The organism is Sinobacterium norvegicum (assembly GCF_923077115.1).
Taxonomy (GTDB): domain Bacteria; phylum Pseudomonadota; class Gammaproteobacteria; order Pseudomonadales; family Sinobacteriaceae; genus Sinobacterium; species Sinobacterium norvegicum.
In genome coordinates this window covers 140,249-156,790 of sequence record NZ_CAKLPX010000003.1, presented here as the reverse complement: position 1 = coordinate 156,790, position 16,542 = coordinate 140,249, and the positions used below count along the sequence as shown (strand labels likewise).

The 16,542-nt window shown below is 50.8% G+C and carries 16 protein-coding genes; 4 read left to right on the top strand and 12 right to left on the bottom strand.

The features are described from left to right. The first annotated feature begins 510 nt into the window (after nucleotides 1-510). Entirely contained in the window at nucleotides 511-2,145 is a 1,635-nt protein-coding gene (locus tag L9P87_RS12620) for an MFS transporter (RefSeq protein WP_237445110.1), read from the top strand. Nucleotides 2,146-2,156: 11 nt separating this feature from the next. On the opposite strand, the gene L9P87_RS12615 is transcribed toward L9P87_RS12620, so the two are convergent. The 10 genes from L9P87_RS12615 to L9P87_RS12570 form a co-directional block, all read right to left on the bottom strand. Next, the gene (locus L9P87_RS12615) at nucleotides 2,157-2,747 is read right to left on the bottom strand and encodes an LON peptidase substrate-binding domain-containing protein (protein ID WP_237445109.1); all 591 of its coding nucleotides are present in this window, start codon (nucleotides 2,745-2,747) and stop codon (nucleotides 2,157-2,159) included. Continuing rightward, the gene (locus tag L9P87_RS12610) at nucleotides 2,744-3,016 is read right to left on the bottom strand and encodes a YkgJ family cysteine cluster protein (RefSeq protein ID WP_237445108.1); all 273 of its coding nucleotides are present in this window, start codon (nucleotides 3,014-3,016) and stop codon (nucleotides 2,744-2,746) included. Before L9P87_RS12610 ends, L9P87_RS12615 begins: the two co-directional genes overlap by 4 nt. Beyond that, nucleotides 3,016-5,613: an efflux RND transporter permease subunit gene (locus L9P87_RS12605; protein ID WP_237445107.1), complete on the bottom strand. Its 2,598-nt coding sequence runs from the start codon at nucleotides 5,611-5,613 to the stop codon at nucleotides 3,016-3,018. Before L9P87_RS12605 ends, L9P87_RS12610 begins: the two co-directional genes overlap by 1 nt. Before the next feature lie 123 nt (nucleotides 5,614-5,736). Next, entirely contained in the window at nucleotides 5,737-6,342 is a 606-nt protein-coding gene (locus tag L9P87_RS12600; RefSeq protein WP_237445106.1) for a UbiX family flavin prenyltransferase, read from the bottom strand. Further along, nucleotides 6,339-7,706: a UDP-N-acetylmuramate:L-alanyl-gamma-D-glutamyl-meso-diaminopimelate ligase gene (mpl, locus tag L9P87_RS12595; protein WP_237445105.1), complete on the bottom strand. Its 1,368-nt coding sequence runs from the start codon at nucleotides 7,704-7,706 to the stop codon at nucleotides 6,339-6,341. Before mpl ends, L9P87_RS12600 begins: the two co-directional genes overlap by 4 nt. Before the next feature lie 425 nt (nucleotides 7,707-8,131). After that, nucleotides 8,132-8,422, bottom strand: a complete 291-nt coding sequence (locus tag L9P87_RS12590; protein ID WP_237445104.1) for a hypothetical protein — start codon at nucleotides 8,420-8,422, stop codon at nucleotides 8,132-8,134. Nucleotides 8,423-8,444: 22 nt separating this feature from the next. Further along, nucleotides 8,445-8,651 (bottom strand): hypothetical protein, encoded by a 207-nt coding sequence (locus tag L9P87_RS12585; RefSeq protein ID WP_237445103.1) that lies wholly within the window; start codon nucleotides 8,649-8,651, stop codon nucleotides 8,445-8,447. A 332-nt stretch (nucleotides 8,652-8,983) separates the two neighbouring features. Further along, the gene (locus L9P87_RS12580; RefSeq protein ID WP_237445102.1) at nucleotides 8,984-9,295 is read right to left on the bottom strand and encodes a hypothetical protein; all 312 of its coding nucleotides are present in this window, start codon (nucleotides 9,293-9,295) and stop codon (nucleotides 8,984-8,986) included. A gap of 1 nt (nucleotide 9,296) precedes the next feature. Next, complete coding sequence (locus L9P87_RS12575) at nucleotides 9,297-11,042, bottom strand: hypothetical protein (protein ID WP_237445101.1); 1,746 nt, start codon at nucleotides 11,040-11,042, stop codon at nucleotides 9,297-9,299. A 185-nt stretch (nucleotides 11,043-11,227) separates the two neighbouring features. Then, nucleotides 11,228-11,392 carry a YqaE/Pmp3 family membrane protein gene (locus L9P87_RS12570; RefSeq protein ID WP_237445100.1) on the bottom strand — a complete coding sequence of 55 codons (165 nt, stop codon included), beginning with the start codon at nucleotides 11,390-11,392 and terminating at the stop codon, nucleotides 11,228-11,230. Between the two features lie 99 nt (nucleotides 11,393-11,491). Here L9P87_RS12570 and L9P87_RS12565 point away from each other — a divergent pair, with 99 nt between their 5' ends. Next, nucleotides 11,492-12,991 carry an NAD(P)H-hydrate dehydratase gene (locus L9P87_RS12565; protein ID WP_237445099.1) on the top strand — a complete coding sequence of 500 codons (1,500 nt, stop codon included), beginning with the start codon at nucleotides 11,492-11,494 and terminating at the stop codon, nucleotides 12,989-12,991. 20 nt (nucleotides 12,992-13,011) lie between these two features. On the opposite strand, the gene L9P87_RS12560 is transcribed toward L9P87_RS12565, so the two are convergent. Beyond that, the gene (locus tag L9P87_RS12560; RefSeq protein ID WP_237445098.1) at nucleotides 13,012-13,464 is read right to left on the bottom strand and encodes an Lrp/AsnC family transcriptional regulator; all 453 of its coding nucleotides are present in this window, start codon (nucleotides 13,462-13,464) and stop codon (nucleotides 13,012-13,014) included. Between the two features lie 162 nt (nucleotides 13,465-13,626). On the opposite strand from L9P87_RS12560, the gene L9P87_RS12555 reads away from it, so the two are divergent. Further along, nucleotides 13,627-15,309 carry an aminotransferase class V-fold PLP-dependent enzyme gene (locus tag L9P87_RS12555; protein WP_237445097.1) on the top strand — a complete coding sequence of 561 codons (1,683 nt, stop codon included), beginning with the start codon at nucleotides 13,627-13,629 and terminating at the stop codon, nucleotides 15,307-15,309. A 17-nt stretch (nucleotides 15,310-15,326) separates the two neighbouring features. Next, the gene (locus L9P87_RS12550; protein WP_237445096.1) at nucleotides 15,327-16,028 is read left to right on the top strand and encodes an MBL fold metallo-hydrolase; all 702 of its coding nucleotides are present in this window, start codon (nucleotides 15,327-15,329) and stop codon (nucleotides 16,026-16,028) included. 3 nt (nucleotides 16,029-16,031) lie between these two features. Here L9P87_RS12550 and L9P87_RS12545 read toward each other — a convergent pair whose 3' ends face one another. Next, nucleotides 16,032-16,454 carry an MAPEG family protein gene (locus L9P87_RS12545; RefSeq protein WP_237445095.1) on the bottom strand — a complete coding sequence of 141 codons (423 nt, stop codon included), beginning with the start codon at nucleotides 16,452-16,454 and terminating at the stop codon, nucleotides 16,032-16,034. Nucleotides 16,455-16,542 lie beyond the last annotated feature (88 nt).

The window sequence follows — 16,542 nt, the reverse complement described above, 5'->3', positions numbered from 1 at the left end:
AGCCAAGTGAAGGAGAGTTGTATTAAGACGCTTCCGGTAAATGATTAAACAACAGGGGTAGATAAGATGCCTGACAATAAATTTTGCATTAGAAAACAAACCGCTCTGTATGCGGCGCTGTTCACCCAGGTCGTCGCCCTGATCAGCATAGCCATCATCTGCTTTGATTAGAGGAACGTCATCGGAGCGAGGAAAATAGCATGTTAAAATACGGCCTGTTGCGGCTGTCGTTCAGCTTACCGCTCTGAGTTTTGGTTTTGCGTGCCGACCTCACTCTCGCTTACGACACAGTATTTAGCGGCTAACCCTGCCACGGACTACGTGTCGAGTACAACCGTCGATTTGTCGATTACAGTAACGCATACCGCAACCGAAATGATACCGCGGCGCTGCTGATATACTATCAATACAACATGGACTAGGGTTATTATCATCGGAGCCAAACAATGGTCAAGCGCAGCTGGCAAAAGACGCACGCTAGACGAATAATCATCCTCACAAAAGGTTCTTATGGGCACCTCTAACAACAACGTTAAAGCGAATAAAAAACTATTATTGCTGGTACTTTGTTTGGCTCAGTTCTCGCTCTCCGCCGACATTGCCAACCTATCGATTTCGACCAGCGCCCTGGTATCGGCCTTCAATACTGATATCAACCAACTGCAAATCGCCGGCACCATTTACCCCTTGGTTGGCGGTGCCTTTATGTTAATTGCCGGCATGCTCGGACTTTTCATCGGTTGGCGGCGTCTGCTCATCATCGGCTGCGGCTTTGGTGTCGCCTCCGTCGCCCTCACGCTATCCGCTAACAATATTAATGTGATCAGTTATGGTGCCCGCAGCCTGGCCGGCCTGGCCGGCGCATGTATTTTACCAGCAGCTCTGGCTCTTGTTGTTGCCCACTACCCGGGGCCGAAGCGGGCAATAGGCTTTGGCGCCATGGCTGCCTCGACCGGTATCGCCGCCGCGCTGATCCCGGCCATCAGTGGCTACCTGGCCGACAACTTTTCCTGGTACTGGAGTTTCTCTCTGATCGGCACGCTCTATACCGCCACGCTGATCTGCGCTATTTTTTTTATCGCGCCACTGCATTCACCGACTCCCAAGCGCTTCGACTACCTTGGGTCGTTACTCGGCGCCACCGGTATTATTCTCACCCTATTCGGTCTATTGAAGGCACCGCGCTGGGGCTTTATTTTCAACAAATATGCCAGCGAACCCTCGCTGCTACCAAGTTTTTTACAGACGACCAGTCCGGCGCTGTTATCGATTATTGCCGGCATCATAGTACTCTATGGTTTTATTCGCTGGGAGCGCCGCTTCGAAGCTGTTAATGGCTCGGCACTGTTTCCCACCCGCTGGCTAAGCAATTCGGCGCTGCTGCGCGGTCTCGGCATCTTGACCATTCTCTATATGCTCCTAGGCGGCTTTAGCTTCACCCTGATTGCCTACTTACAAATTGGCGTCGAACTATCGGCCAGCCACTCGGGAGTGATCATTCTGCTGTTTGCCATCAGCATGATTACTTTCTCCATATTAACCCCCATGTTACCGGGAGAGCTCAGCCCCAAACAGCTCTCCATCATCGCCTTTACCATTCTCTTCTTCGCCTCTGTGTCACTCTGGTTGTCGAGTTCGCCACACCATGTCAACGCCCTTATCTACCCGGCTATGTTTGCCGTCGGCATCGGTATCGGCATGCTGGCTTCCCAAGCACCAATTATTATCACCCAGGCTGCCGGTGAGCAAGATGCAGCTCAGTCCGGTGGTATTCAGGCCACTGTTCGAAATATTGGTACTGCACTCGGTATTAGTATCATGGCCGGCGGCGGTCAGCTCACCCTGGAGAGCTACGCCAAACAACAGATTGCCGATCACCCTGAGATTCACCGGTCGTTTAAGGCCATTGTGCAGGAGACCGTCAGCCTGCCGTATATTGATACCCATTCACTGACGCAGTACCTTGAGACAACAGAGCTGGATGACACGCAGCGTGAGACTGTTCTCGATATCAATGCCGAGGCGCGTTGGCAGAGCTTTAGCACCTCAATTCGTGTGATGGGAGTCATCACCTTTCTCGGCCTGTTAATCGCCTTCCGATTAACCGGGCCGCCGCTTTCGCTGCCTCACAACACGGAGCGATAAATTATGCGCTGCTAATGACTCAGTTCATAGAGGTGCTGCTCCAGCAAGGATGCAGCCTCTGTCGGTGTGGTCATGTGCAAATATTGGTAGCGCTGCATAGGCTCGATGGGCAACATCTGCGCCAGTTGTAAATACAGCTGCGCATCGGACTGCGGCGCGGGGTAATTTAATAACTGATGACTCTTATGCCGGCTCAGCGTTTCTCTCAGCGGCATAAAACTTTCGGCAATCTCAACCTCACCATCGATGTCGCTCATCCGTGGATACTCTTTGACCTCAGCGCTGAGGGCAAAGGTCTTATCCATCGACAGATCGCCGACCCGACAAACACCGGTGCCCTCGATGACAATCAGTAGCTTGTCATGTTCAAGTGGCTGCCAATCAACGATATAACAAAGACAGCCCATAGCCTCAACCGCCGGAGCAAAGGGGTAAGCACGATTGGCCACCTCATCGCCACGCTGCAATTTGACGCTGACAAAGGGTTTGTTTTCCTTTAGACAACGACTAACTAACTGTAGATAGCGCGGCTCGAAAATCGACAACATCATCCGCCCGTTAGGCAGCAAAACCTCATTCAATGGAAAAATATCCAGACTCATCCTTCCTCCACCACATTCGCTAACGTCGACAGCTCTAAAGAAGCAATGATAGTCATCGCCTGTTGCTGTGTCTGCCCACAAACCTCTGCATCGGCAGTAAATACAGCGCAGACTAATGGCCGCGTTGGCAGGCCAAATAATAAACAAAGATTATCATCGTCAAGATTGACACAGCGCTGACCGGCCAACTTACCGTTTGGCATACCGGGCAGAGCCGAGGTAATGCTTGGGGCGATACAGCAGGCGCCGCAACCAAGGCGGCAATCCATTACGCCGTCGCCGTGGTTGTATTATAGCCGGCTGTTTCTGGGCCGAAGGGCTTGAGCCATATCAGCAACCTTGGCAGTAATAACAAGGCACCCACTAATGCCGCCAACATAGCAAAGCTGGTCAATAAGCCAAAATAAATACTGGGAGTAAAATTCGACAGTACCAAGACAGAAAAACCAATAACGATAATCGCCGAGGTATAAAACACCGCTCGACCAATACTCTGATGACTGCGGTACATGGCCTGACGATAATTACCCACCTCAGCAAACTCTCGACCGAAGCGGTGAATATAGTGAATATTGTCATCGACACCAATGCCGATACCAATGGCGGCAATCGTAATTGTCATCATATCCAGCGGTATGCCTACCCAACCCATACTGCCCAACACAAGTACCGCCACTAAAATATTAGGGGTGACGCCGATTAGAGCTAATTTAACAGAGCGAAATAGCAACAGAAACATCGCCGTAATAGCGACAAAAACCACCGCCAAGGTCAAAATCTGTGACCGGTACAGACTTTGCAGCATATTGTTATACAGCACTAACATACCTGTTAAGTGGACTTGCTCAGGCTGCAGTTCAAATTGGTTTACAATATCGCTATGAATCTTCTTCAGCAGCTCATCACGCTGCAGTGTTTCACTGGTTTCCTTTACCCGCAGAGAAATTCTCGCCTGATGATATTGCTCCGATAAGTAAGGCGCTATCAACACATTTTGAACGCTATCGGGCAGCTTGTCCTTGGCCAAACTGAGCTGTATATCGTCGACATTATCGCCTAGCACATCCTCTACCACTTGATAGACTGTCGCCAGCGACATTACCTTGCCAGTCTCTGGCAGCCCCTCTAAGTAGCTGTGAACCTGCTGCACCTTTTTCAGGCCTGCGACAGTAAACCAAATATTATTTCTCGCTCCGTCATCCGCGTCACTGGCGAAATCATCGCTGAACTCATCATCGCCAAACATCTCTGCGAATTCATCATCAAACTCTTCGCTGTCAGCAGTATTATCAACGGCTGCCATGGGCTTATCCACCACTGTTTCCGTTGCCAGTCCAGCAATAACCAGCTGTTCATGGCTGGCATCGATCAACACTTCCAGTGGGATTGTGCCTCCGAGTTCCTGATCGATGGTCATCATGCCCTGGTAGATTTCAGTGTCTTTATGGAAGTAATCAATAAAACGGTTTTCTACCTTGAGCTGACTCACACCGATTAAACTGAAGAAGAAGATAGCCAGGGTAAATACTGTAATTCGAGCACTATGATTATCCGCCATGCGTGCAAATTTAAGCGGCACAACACCCTCATCGAAGCTGCTGGTTGTCGGTTTGTGCTTGCCACCCAACATCAACAATACCGGCAACAAAATAAACGATAAAATTAGTGCCAGCCCTACACCAATACACATCATCCAACCAAAATCGATGACTGGTCTGATGCCGCTTGCCACTAAAGAGGCAAAGGCAACCAGCGTTGTCAGCGTGGTATAAAGGCAGGGCTTGAACATAAAGCCAACGGTTTGCAACACCAGTAAACGCTGTTCCCAATCGGGGTTGAGGTTTAACATCTCGCGATAGCGTACGATTAAATGAATTAATATTGCCAGGTTGACGATCAACAGAATGGCCACCAAGTTTGAAGAAATAACCGTTAAGCGCCAATCAAGCCAGCCTAACAAGCCCAACAATGACGCGGCATTCACACTACAAACTAACAACGGTATGACAACCCATTGCACGCTGCGAAAAATCAACCACAATACGATGACAATAAACAAGACAATAGCGCTGCCAAACACCGCTAAATCGGCCTTTACAAAGCTCACCATATCGACAGCAATCATCGGCACGCCACCTAAAAAGATTGTCGCATCACCGCGATAATCCGTCAGAATATGGCGCACTGTTGCCACTAAGTACTGCTGTCTGTCGGCAATGACCAACAAATAATCATCAAATTGCTGCTCTATGTCATCCAGCTCTGCTAACTGCACGCTGCTGGCCGTTTCTGCCCGCCTTAAAACACGTAATGCCTCGCGCTGAGACAACAGCTGATAATAGCGCTCATCCCGCGACAAATTAATCTGTAACACCGTAACGGTATTATCGCTGTTGGTTAACAATTGGCGATAAACAGGGCTGTGTAAAAATTCCTCGGCGGCAAGATCGAGATCAACGCCCGGACTTTGAATGGTTTTTAAACCCTCCGATAAATCGGATAAATCGATCGGCGGGCTGTATAGCAGTGGCACATCTAAAATACTGTTGATCGAGGCGACCCCCTCAACCTTCAGCAATTGATCACGCAGGCTGGCGAGGCTTTGACGCGTATGCAAAGAAAACAGCGGCCGATGTGGTCGGTAGGTGGCCAATAAGAAATCTTCTGATTGGTAGCGCTTACTGATTTCGCGGGAGTACTCTAAATCCTTGTCACCCTCCAGCACCAAGCTTTCCGCGGAGGCATCAAACTCGGAATAACGTATACCCGAGATGAGTATGCCCAGCAAAACGCTTAAAACGATAACGGTTAGCCGCGTGTGGGAAAGAAAAATACGATCGTAAAGATTTAAAAACTGCGGGCCCATAATATTCCTTGATTATCGACCAATGTATCAGCTGACGGGGCGGCAAAAGTAGCTTGCTAGACCCTTTAAAGTACAGCGGCGGCGAATTATTGTTTTATAGTGCACCTATAATAATACGTTGCGCTACTCGACACCATCCCATATTGGCAGCAGTTTTTGCTCAATCGATAATTGATCGAGAATTCTAGCGACAATAAAATCGATCATATCCTCCACGCTTTGCGGACGCTGATACAAGCCTGGGGACGCGGGGATAATAACCGCACCCATCTCTGTCAGCTTCAACATGTTCTCCAGATGTATGCGCGAATAGGGTGCCTCACGCGGCACCATGATTAGCTGACGCCGCTCTTTCAGCGCCACATCCGCCGCCCGTTCGATGAGGTTATTACTGGCACCGCAACTAATCGCCGACAAGGTACCACCGCTACAGGGCACGATGACCATCGCATCCAGTGGGCTTGAACCCGATGCCACCGGTGCCAGCCACTGCTGCTTGCCATAGATACGTAACTGGCTGCCATCAACCTTATACAGCTTGGTTAAATATTCGGCCAACTGTTGATGGTCACGAGGCCAACGGAAGTCGGTCTCTATCTCCATCACCTCAAAGGCCGCATCCGAAATCATCAACTGCACATGGGCGCCGGCGCTGAGCAGGCACTGCAACAATCTGACACCATATTGCACGCCGGAGGCGCCGGTAATGGCTAAGGCGATATTTTTCATGCTGAGACTCTTTGTTCTAGGGCTGAAATCAAGCGCTGGTGAATACCTTCAAAACCACCGTTACTCATAATCACCACCTGCTCGCCGTTCGCTAAACGCGGCAGCAAGGCGTCGATTAATAACTGTGTTTGATTATAGACGCTGTGCTTTGGCTTATCCCCTGCGCCAATCAGCGCCGAGAGATCCCAGCCCTGGCCGTCGGGCTGATACCAGGCAACGGTGTCGGCAAGGTCGGCACTGGCAATCAGTTTCGACTGGTGGACACCGAGCTTCATGGTATTTGAACGCGGTTCAATAATCGCCGTAATCGGGCTGTTAGGATGCTGTTTACGCAACCCCTGAAGCGTCGTCTCTATCGCCGTCGGGTGGTGGGCAAAATCATCGAAAATGGTCACCCCGTCGACCTCGGCCAACTTTTCCATCCGACGCTTTACGCCGGCAAAGCTCGATAACGCCTCGACACCAATGGCCGGGGTAACTCCCACATGACGGGCTGCGGCCAGTGTCGCCAGCGCATTATTAACACTGTGTCTGCCGGTCATTTGCCAGTCGACCACACCCACCGCCTGCCCCTCAAAATAGACCTCGAAACGACTGCCGTCATCGCACAACAATTTAGCCTGCCAATCACCCTGCTCGCCAAATGACTGCACCGGCGTCCAGCAGCCCTGTGTAATCACCTCATCCACTAACGGTGTTTCACTGGGGCTGATAATCAAGCCATTGCCTGGCACTGTTCTGACCAGGTGGTGAAACTGACGCTGAATAGCGGCAATATCATCGAATATATCGGCGTGATCGAATTCCAGATTATTAATAATCAGCGTCCGGGGTTGGTAGTGGACAAATTTTGACCGTTTATCGAAGAAGGCACTGTCGTATTCGTCGGCCTCAATGACAAAAAACGGGGTATCGCCGAGACGGGCCGAGCAGGGGAAGTCTTTGGGCACACCACCAATCAGAAAGCCCGGCGCCATTTTCGCCGACTCCAACACCCAGGTCAGCATCGCCGAGGTGGTAGTCTTGCCGTGGGTGCCACTGACCGCCAGCACCCACTTGTCACGCAATACATTTTCTAATAACCAGCGCGGCCCCGAGGTATAATTTAGGCCGTTATCTAACACATACTCAACGCAGGGGTTGCCACGGCTCATGGCATTGCCCACCACCACCACATCGGGGCGGGGTTCTAGCTGGGAAGGATCATAGCCCTGGATCAAGCTAATACCCTGTTCTTCTAACTGGGTACTCATCGGGGGATAGACGTTAGCATCGCTGCCGGTAACGGTATGGCCAAGCTGCTTGGCCAACACCGCCAAGGAGCCCATAAAGGTGCCACAAATGCCTAGAATATGAACATGCATAATAGAAGTATAATCCGCTGAAATCAGCTCAACAGTGTAACGGATGATTAGCAGAAACTAAACGCCGGCAGCAGCAGGCTGTGAGCAACTACGAATTAACCTTAGCGACAGAGCTTTTTCTCAGGGTGGGCGCTCCTTTAGTGCCTACACTTACCGCAGCCTCAAACAAAAGGCATCATCTAAGCTGTCTATGCCTCCTCGCACCCCTTTCTCGATAAATCCACCACCTGAAGCTTCTTCAAGTTTACTGCTTCTAATGAGGTATAACTCTGCAACGACACCACCGGAAAAAGCGAGCCGCCTTAGCACCTGTCCACTTCTTCGATTCTTCTCTTATATCTTGGCTATTAGTCTCTAGATTTTTGGCAACAATAATTTCATCGTTATCGACTTGTTCAGCTTTTGACGCGCGAGCATTATTAGGATTAGAAGGGCCAGCATACATAATCAACTATGTCAGCCTTACCAATAGCTGTCTGCTGACCACTGTCGGTGCCTAACTGCTTGGCTTGCTTCTTCTTGAGCAGCTTGACGAAATCATCGAAGCAACGGCCCAGGTCTTTCAGGGCATCGACGTTTTTCAATTTGCTGCCAGCGGTGGCGGCCACGCCGGCTCCGGCGGTGAGGAAGATTAATATCGCGGTCAAGACGATCTCGAGCAGGTCGCCAATCATGCCGGTGTATTCGGTGCTGGGCGCTGACGTAACGCTGGGCAAAGGCCGTGATCAGCTCGGATAGCTACTCATCCGCTAACACTAACTTAGTGATCTCAAACGCCTGCACGATGGCTTCGGAGTCAATCTTGTAGGGGGCAAAACCCAACACCTCGACGATTTCTTTATATTCGACCTGCATCATACGACCTTGAAAATCACCAAAGTTAAAATCCGGGCCGCGATAGCTTTGCATTGCGGCGCTGGCGCCCCGCATCACCCGTTTCTGCATGTCGACGACATCGTGAACATCGCCTACCCAGGCTCAAAACGGGCACCGGCATCGATAAAGCCCTCGGCCATGCCCTCTGCTTGTTTTGGGTGGAATTTTTACTATTCTGTGAGTTACCTAGTTTAGGGGGAATGATATTGCTGACGCTGACAGGGGCGAGACGCTGGAAGGATATATGGAAGCAATCTTTCTACCACACATCTTACCTTGTAATACGAAGGCGAAATAGATGGTTCCTCATATTATTTTATTTTTTCATAACATCAAGGCAGTAGATAAAAACAATCAAAGACCTTACTCTGTATTTTTTTATTGTAATCTTCTTAATAAAGCTAAATATTTTTTTCTTTCCTCGAAGCCAAAAATTCTTTTGCGGCATCACTTAAGCCACCGGATATCTCTACTCTAAAATCATGATATGAATTTCTAATATTTTCTGGCCAACTCATACCACTATTATTCCACTGGTACCCTCCAGGGACATCACCTATATCCATAGGTATATCTATAAGCTCATTTTTAGCGCGATCAATAAGCTTTACAATACTACTTTTCACTGCAAGTATATCATCCTTGCTGCCCGAGTATTGCACCAAAGATAATTCAAGTGATATCGCCTTTTTTTTTAATAATTCTTTATTCATCTCAACCTCCAACACTACCTACCCTTTCAAAAGTTCCAAACGAATCTTTACTTGGTAGTAACACCTGATTTGATCCTGCATTGGTTTTAAATCTTCCACCAAGCTCTTCAGTTGGTGCAATTTTGGATAAAAATCCAGTTGCTCCCTCTTTTGGTGGGAGTTCATACACATCATACTCAAAGGCATCACTTTTCATAGGCAACCCAAATGAGTCCCACATTCCTTTATCGGAATTTTGTGCTTTTAACAATTCTTCTCTAGTTGTCAAAAAAGGACTATTTTGAGAACCGCTAATATTATTACCTTTAGGAATTATTTTTACAAGAGACTCATCCACGGATATTTTTTCCGGCAGACTAGCCCCTGACTTCACATGATCCGTAGCCCATGAGAGCACCTGCTCATCAGGAATATCATCCTGAATAGATGCACGTAAAATTTCGAAATACTCTTGCCCATCTGGATGATTAATCAACCAGTTTTCTGCATCCTGATTACTAACGCCATTAGTTTTAAAGGTTGATACATCATTAACTAGCTCAAGCTCCTCTGGAGTTAACTCATCCACCATTTCTTTAGGGGTTTTATCATTGGATACGCCATTATTTTCTGATAATGACTTGTCTGGAGCTACAACCTCATCACTTCCAATTTGGTCAGTTCTTACTGTCTTCGCATCATTAGGATTAGAGGGACTAACATCCACATCTTCCTGCTCTACTATATCAGCCTTACCAATAGCTGTCTGCTGACCACTGTCGGTGTCTAACTGCTTGGCTTGCTTCTTCTTTATCAGCTTAACGAAATCATCGAAACAGCGGCCCAGGTCTTTCAGGGCATCGACGTTTTTCAGTTTGCTGCCAGCGGTGGCGGCCACGCCGGCTCCGGCGGTGAGGAAGATCAAGACGGCGGTAAGTACTATCTCAAAGATGACGTTGCCGATGATGCCGGTATATTCGGTGCTGTGCTGGGCGGCGACATAGCGGTAGGCGAAGGCTTCTGCCAAGGCCACCATTTGCTCATCCTGCAACACTAGCTTTGTTGTTTCGAATGCCTGCACGATGGCTTCGGGGTCAATCTTGTAGGGGTCAAAACCCAACACCTCGACGATTTCTTTATATTCGGCCTGTATCATACGACCTTGAAAATCACCGAAGCTGAAATCCGGACCGCGATAGCTTTGCATTGCGGCGCTGGCGCCCCGCATCATCCGTTTCTGCATGTCGACGACATCGTGAACATCGCCTACCCAGGTTAAAAACGCGGCGCCGGTCTCGACAAAGCCCTCAGCCATACCCTCCGCGTGCATGCCTGCCTTGCCCAACACCGATTTTTCATCATACGCCTTGGCGATGACCCGGGTTTCCCGGTCTTGTTCGGCGATGATTTTTTGCAGCGTTGCCTGGGTTTTCTTTAACAGCGACTGCCTAGCCGCATCGGTGGCGTCGAGCTCGACGGTCACAGCCTGAACGGGGAGTTGATGGACGATGACGCGCAATCTGCCGACGCACAAGTCATCGGCAATGGCATTGATCCGCTGACCACTGTGCAGCGCTGATAAGGCAATGGGTAGACGTTGACTACTGCCGAGCTGCAATAGGAATTGCCGGGCTTCGCAGCGGTTGCGAAAGATTCGTCGGCTGGCGAGGGGCGAGGCTGCAAAGCCATCTGTTGCTGTCCTAATCTCATAACACTGCTGTTGAACAGCATCATTGCGGCTGACGATTGCTTTAAATTCCCTGTCCATAGGCTAACACTCAACTTATCTCAGCCTGGTGCGGCTCTCGACATATTTTGATATGTGCCGATTCTGACAGCCCGCAAGGGTTTTTACTACCTTAAAGTTGATGGATTATTGTTATTTTTCAATCATTTAAAAATGACCGACGACATATATAAGACTGCTGAAACAGACTTATATATGCCGGCAAACTATTTCTGCGTGACCAACCACAACGAATGTAGAACAGCGGGTAGATAAAAGAAAAAACACAGAACGACATTAATCAGCAAGTCCTTGCCGACACCTTTCTGCAGAAACACAGCCAGCGGTGCTAGCACGATCGAAAGTATAATCAGAACAATTTTATTATCCATATAGCGCATCCTTTTAGTGACAGTATTGACCGCTAAAAAGTATGGCACAAGCTGCCAATATTTCCGCTAAGATACTCATAATGCTTCAAAAAATGAGTAATGACGATGATATGCCAACCGCAGCAACTGTTTACCAGCGAACAGACGCGCCAACTCGACCGCCTGGCCATAGCCGCAGGCACAGCTGGCTACACCTTGATGAAGCGCGCCGGACAATCAGCCTTCGACCTGCTGCGCCACCGCTGGCCCGACGCCACCACACTGCACATACTCTGCGGCTGCGGTAATAATGGCGGCGACGGTTTTGCCATCGCCAGCATTGCCATACAGGCCGGCCTCACTCCAGTCGTGTATGTCGTCGGCGACAGCGCTAAGATTGCTAACGAAGCCGCCCTCGCCTTTAAGGCCATGCAGCAACAAGGCATAGGCTATCAACCCCTTACCGATGACAGCCGATTTGATCACGGTGTTATTGTCGACGCCTTATTAGGCACCGGTTTGAGCGGAACGGTGCGCCCCGCGTTCGCCGCAGCCATTGCCCTGATTAACCGATCCGAGCTACCGGTCTTAGCCATCGATGTCCCCTCAGGGCTGTGCGGCGACAGCGGCCAGCCCCTCGGCGCTGCGGTCACCGCCGATGTCACCCTTTCATTCATTGGCGCCAAGCGTGGTTTGTATCAAGCGGGCAGCCAACAGTGGACGGGGCAGCGGCTATTCGATGACTTATCGATACCGACAACATTGTATCCACAGGCGGGGGAGGCTATCGAGCTGCTCGACCTCGAACAGCTGAAAAAAGCTCTGCCCAAACGCGCTGCCGACAGCAATAAAGGGAGTCACGGCCATGTGTTAGTCGTTGGCGGCAACCACGGCTATGGCGGCGCCGCCTTGATGGCCGCAGAAGCCGCGCTGCGAGCCGGCGCTGGGCTGGTCTCTGTGGCCACTCAAGCAGAGCATATCGCCCCCTATATCAGTCGACGACCAGAGTTAATGGTCTCAGCCTGTGACGATACCAAGAAGCTCTCCCGCTTACTCGCAGCGGCGACAGCCGTGGCCATTGGACCTGGTCTGGGACAGGATGACTGGTCAAAAGCCTGTCTTCGAACAGTCTTAGCCAGTGACAAAACATTACTGCTTGATGCCGACGCCTTGAACATCATTGCCGCCGACCCACGCTTACTCGATCACCACACCGGCCAACGTATAATCACCCCCCACCCTGGCGAAGCCGGTCGACTACTCAACCTCACCACCGCCGAAGTACAGGCTGACCGCGACCACAGAGCTCGGCAACTCAGCCGGCGCTATGGCGCAGTCACCGTGTTAAAAGGGGCTTCAAGCCTGGTTGCCCATGACCGGCAAATCAGTCTCTGCCCCGATGGCAACCCCTATATGGCCTCCGGCGGCATGGGCGATGTATTAAGCGGCATTATTGTGTCGCTGGTGGCTCAGGGTCTCGATAGCCACCAAGCCACCAAACTTGGCGTCAGCCTGCATGCCTGCGCCGCCGATTATTATGTCCAACAACAGGGTGGCCACGGCATGGTCGCCACCGACGTGATTACCGCTGTCACCGCCTTACTCAACAGGCACAAGTGAGGCTGACTGCCAGCGACAGATCACCGCGGCAACGGCAGCCTTGTGGTCTGTTTCATCGTCTCCATCACAAAGCTGGAGCTAACATCTTGTAAGTCGGCCTTGATCAATTGCTGATAGAGCCGATCGTATCCCGGCATATCGACGACCACCGCCTTGATCAGATAATCCAAGTCGCCACTCATGCGGTAGACTTCCAACACACCCTCTATGCTTTCAATAACCTGCCTGAACGTTTTCGGCCAGTCGTCATTGTGATGGCGTGTGCGCACGGAGATATAAACCGTCAATGCCAGATTGACCTTGTCCTGATTCAACAGTGCCACCCGCTCGCGAATCACCCCATCGGCCTCGAGTTTTTGCACCCGTCGCCAACAGGCCGACTTCGAAATCCCCACCCGTTCCGCCAATTCAGCCACCGCCAGCGTCGCGTCTTTTTGTAGCAGCGTCAGTATGCCCCAGTCGTGCTTATCCATTGCGCCATCCATCTTGAAAACAGTTAAAGGAATTATATTCCGAATTATAAACCAATAACGGCAAAATATTCCTATATTTTATTTATGCGCGCAAAACAAGGGATAATTTTTCAGGCTTGATGATTTAAAATATCAACCTATTCAGCGAACAGAAGACCAACTATGAACCACGACCTTATCAGCACCATTCGCCAAGCCGTGATCGGCGACAAGCACCCCATTACCACCAGCTTTGGCCGCAAGCCTTTGGTCTATGCCGATTACACCGCCTCTGGTCGTGCCCTCAGTTTTATTGAGGACTACATTCGTCAGCAGGTCATGCCCTATTACGCCAATACTCACACCGAGACCTCTTATACCGGTGCCCAGTCAACAAGACTGCGCGAGCAGGCGCGGGAGATTATTCGCGCGGCGGTTAACGGCAACGACGATGACAAGGTCATTTTCTGTGGCCCCGGTGCCACCGCAGCGATTAACAAGCTGATCGACATTCTTAATATTCGCCTGCCGGCCGACCTCAGCCAGCGCTATCAGCTAATGGACAACATTGCCGCCGATGACCGCCCTGTCGTCTTTATCGGCCCCTACGAGCACCATAGCAATGAGTTACCCTGGCGCGAGTCGATTGCCGATGTGGTGGCCATCCCTCTCGATAACAACGGTCAAATCGACACCGCTACACTGCAGCAAAAGTTGGTTGAATATGCCGATCGCAAGGTGAAAATCGGCAGTTTCTCCGCCGCCTCCAATGTCACCGGCATCAAATCCGATGTCGACGCCATCGCCACCCTGCTGCATCGACATCAGGCCATATCCCTGTGGGATTATGCCGCCGCCGCCCCCTATGTCGGTATCGACATGAACCCAGATAAACACAGCTACAAGGATGCTGTGTTTATCTCGCCGCACAAATTCATCGGCGGCCCCGGCACGCCCGGCGTGCTGGTGGTCAAAAAACAACTGCTTAACAACAGTGTGCCGGCCCTACCCGGTGGCGGCACCGTGACTTATGTCACTCCGGAAGATCATCGCTACAGCGATAATTTCGAGCGCCGCGAAGAAGGCGGCACACCGGCCATCATCGAATCCATCCGCGCCGGCCTGGCCTTTAAGTTGCAACAGGATGTCGGCACCGACACCATCGAGGCGCTCGAAACTGATTTTATCCAGCGCGCCTTCAAGCAATGGCAGCAGCACGACAACATTGACATTCTCGGTGGCACTACCGCGGAACGACTATCGATTGTATCGCTGCAGATCAAGCACCGCGATGAAGACCTGCACTACGGCTTTGTCGTTGCCCTGCTCAACGACCTGTTCGGCATCCAAGCCCGTGGCGGCTGCTCCTGCGCCGGCCCCTATGGCCACAGCCTGCTCAATATGCCGATGTCCGTCAGCAAGGCGCTGGAGGCAGAACTGGTCAACGGCCATATGGTGTTGCGCCCAGGCTGGGTAAGACTCAATTTTAACTATTTTATCGACGAGGCAACTTTTCAGTATTTAGTGCAGGCCGTCGAGCTGATTGCCCAACACGGCTGGCGCTTACTGCCGTACTATAATTTTGATCAGGCCAGTGGTACTTGGCTCTATCAAAACAAGACCATGACAATGGCCAGCTGTCTGCAGCAACTCGATTTCAGCCAGCGGCACACCGATGACGAGTTGAGCAATGAGACCTTCTGTTTGCAGCAATGTCTCGATACCGCCAAACAGCTGCTGACCACGCCACAGCCAGGGGCACAGCAATACCGCCTTGAGCTGCCGGCCAGTGCAGAAGCCTTGCGCTGGTTTGCCCTGCCACAGCAGGTGGCAGCAGCATTTAACAGCAACGAACTGGCCAGCTAACGATATAGGTTACCCGCATGATTTTCAGACAATTATTTGACCGAGAAAGCTCCACCTACAGCTACTTACTCGCCGACAAAAACAGTGCCAAGGCGCTGTTGATCGACCCGGTTAAGGAGCATTTGGAGTATTACCTACAGCTGCTTGATGAGCTTGGGCTGATGCTGCAATACGCTATTGATACCCATGTTCACGCCGACCACGTAACCGCCCTAGGGGCGCTGAGGGATCGTACCGGCTGCCAGACCATAGTCGGCACTCACAGCACCATGCACTGTGCCGACCGTCATATCGACGATGGTGAATTCATCAACTGCGGCAACTTAGCACTGACGGCTATTTACACCCCCGGCCACACTAACGATTCATATTGTTTTTATTTGGATGAGCACGATGGCTATCTGTTTACCGGCGATACACTGCTTATTCGTGGCACCGGCAGAACGGATTTCCAACACGGCAGCAGCAAAGATTTATACCACAGTCTATTCAGCAAGCTACTGCCCTTGGGCGACGAGGTGACGGTCTATCCCGGACACGATTATAAGGGCTGGACCAAGACCACCATCGGCGAAGAGAGAAAACACAACCCACGTTTACAGGTCAGGGATTGGCAGGGGTTGGCCGCTATTCTCGACAACCTTAAACTGGCAGATCCCAAACTGATGGATATTGCCATACCGGCCAATCAGAGCTGCGGACAACCTTTGGGGCACTGAACACTATAGCAGGGCAAGCAAGCCGGTGATCAATAAGCCCAAGGTGGCAATCACGCCCAGCAGGTAAAAATAAGAGCGCGGGCTGGGGTTTTTCTCGGTGGCAATAACATAGTACAGCACCATGTGCAGCAACCTGGCCAGCGCATAAAGCCAAACAAAAATTGCCGTCCACTGTGCATCGGCGCCGCTTAAAACCGCCAATATAAAACTGCCTAATATCGCCGGCACGTTTTCCAGTGAGTTGGCCACGGTGCGGTTGGCGCGGAAAACAAACGATTCATGGCTGAGGCTGGCATCGATCTTACCCGGCACCGCGCCCGGCATCGACGCCTTGCTAAAGGCAGCCACCATGGTCTGCACTATCAGAGTCAGAACAATAACGAAAAAACCGAATAACGCCGTATGATAATCCTGTAACAGTGGCATAGGATTTCCTTATAAAAATCAAAAATCAAAAAGATAGTACAGACGCGACTATGCTGCCAGCGCCTGCACTATTGTTAACGCTGTGGAT

What these genes read in the sequence shown, in the direction of transcription:
- L9P87_RS12585 (WP_237445103.1), bottom strand. Translation starts at nt 8,651, where the DNA reads ATGCAGAAACGGGTGATGCGGGGCGCCAGCGCCGCAATGCAAAGCTAT.
- L9P87_RS12560 (WP_237445098.1), bottom strand. Translation starts at nt 13,464, where the DNA reads ATGGATAAGCACGACTGGGGCATACTGACGCTGCTACAAAAAGACGCG.
- L9P87_RS12600 (WP_237445106.1), bottom strand. Translation starts at nt 6,342, where the DNA reads ATGAAAAATATCGCCTTAGCCATTACCGGCGCCTCCGGCGTGCAATAT.
- L9P87_RS12545 (WP_237445095.1), bottom strand. Translation starts at nt 16,454, where the DNA reads ATGCCACTGTTACAGGATTATCATACGGCGTTATTCGGTTTTTTCGTT.
- L9P87_RS12615 (WP_237445109.1), bottom strand. Translation starts at nt 2,747, where the DNA reads ATGAGTCTGGATATTTTTCCATTGAATGAGGTTTTGCTGCCTAACGGG.
- L9P87_RS12620 (WP_237445110.1), top strand. Translation starts at nt 511, where the DNA reads ATGGGCACCTCTAACAACAACGTTAAAGCGAATAAAAAACTATTATTG.
- L9P87_RS12565 (WP_237445099.1), top strand. Translation starts at nt 11,492, where the DNA reads ATGACGATGATATGCCAACCGCAGCAACTGTTTACCAGCGAACAGACG.
- L9P87_RS12570 (WP_237445100.1), bottom strand. Translation starts at nt 11,392, where the DNA reads ATGGATAATAAAATTGTTCTGATTATACTTTCGATCGTGCTAGCACCG.
- L9P87_RS12555 (WP_237445097.1), top strand. Translation starts at nt 13,627, where the DNA reads ATGAACCACGACCTTATCAGCACCATTCGCCAAGCCGTGATCGGCGAC.
- L9P87_RS12610 (WP_237445108.1), bottom strand. Translation starts at nt 3,016, where the DNA reads ATGGATTGCCGCCTTGGTTGCGGCGCCTGCTGTATCGCCCCAAGCATT.
- L9P87_RS12605 (WP_237445107.1), bottom strand. Translation starts at nt 5,613, where the DNA reads ATGGGCCCGCAGTTTTTAAATCTTTACGATCGTATTTTTCTTTCCCAC.
- L9P87_RS12575 (WP_237445101.1), bottom strand. Translation starts at nt 11,042, where the DNA reads ATGGACAGGGAATTTAAAGCAATCGTCAGCCGCAATGATGCTGTTCAA.
- mpl (WP_237445105.1), bottom strand. Translation starts at nt 7,706, where the DNA reads ATGCATGTTCATATTCTAGGCATTTGTGGCACCTTTATGGGCTCCTTG.
- L9P87_RS12550 (WP_237445096.1), top strand. Translation starts at nt 15,327, where the DNA reads ATGATTTTCAGACAATTATTTGACCGAGAAAGCTCCACCTACAGCTAC.
- L9P87_RS12580 (WP_237445102.1), bottom strand. Translation starts at nt 9,295, where the DNA reads ATGAATAAAGAATTATTAAAAAAAAAGGCGATATCACTTGAATTATCT.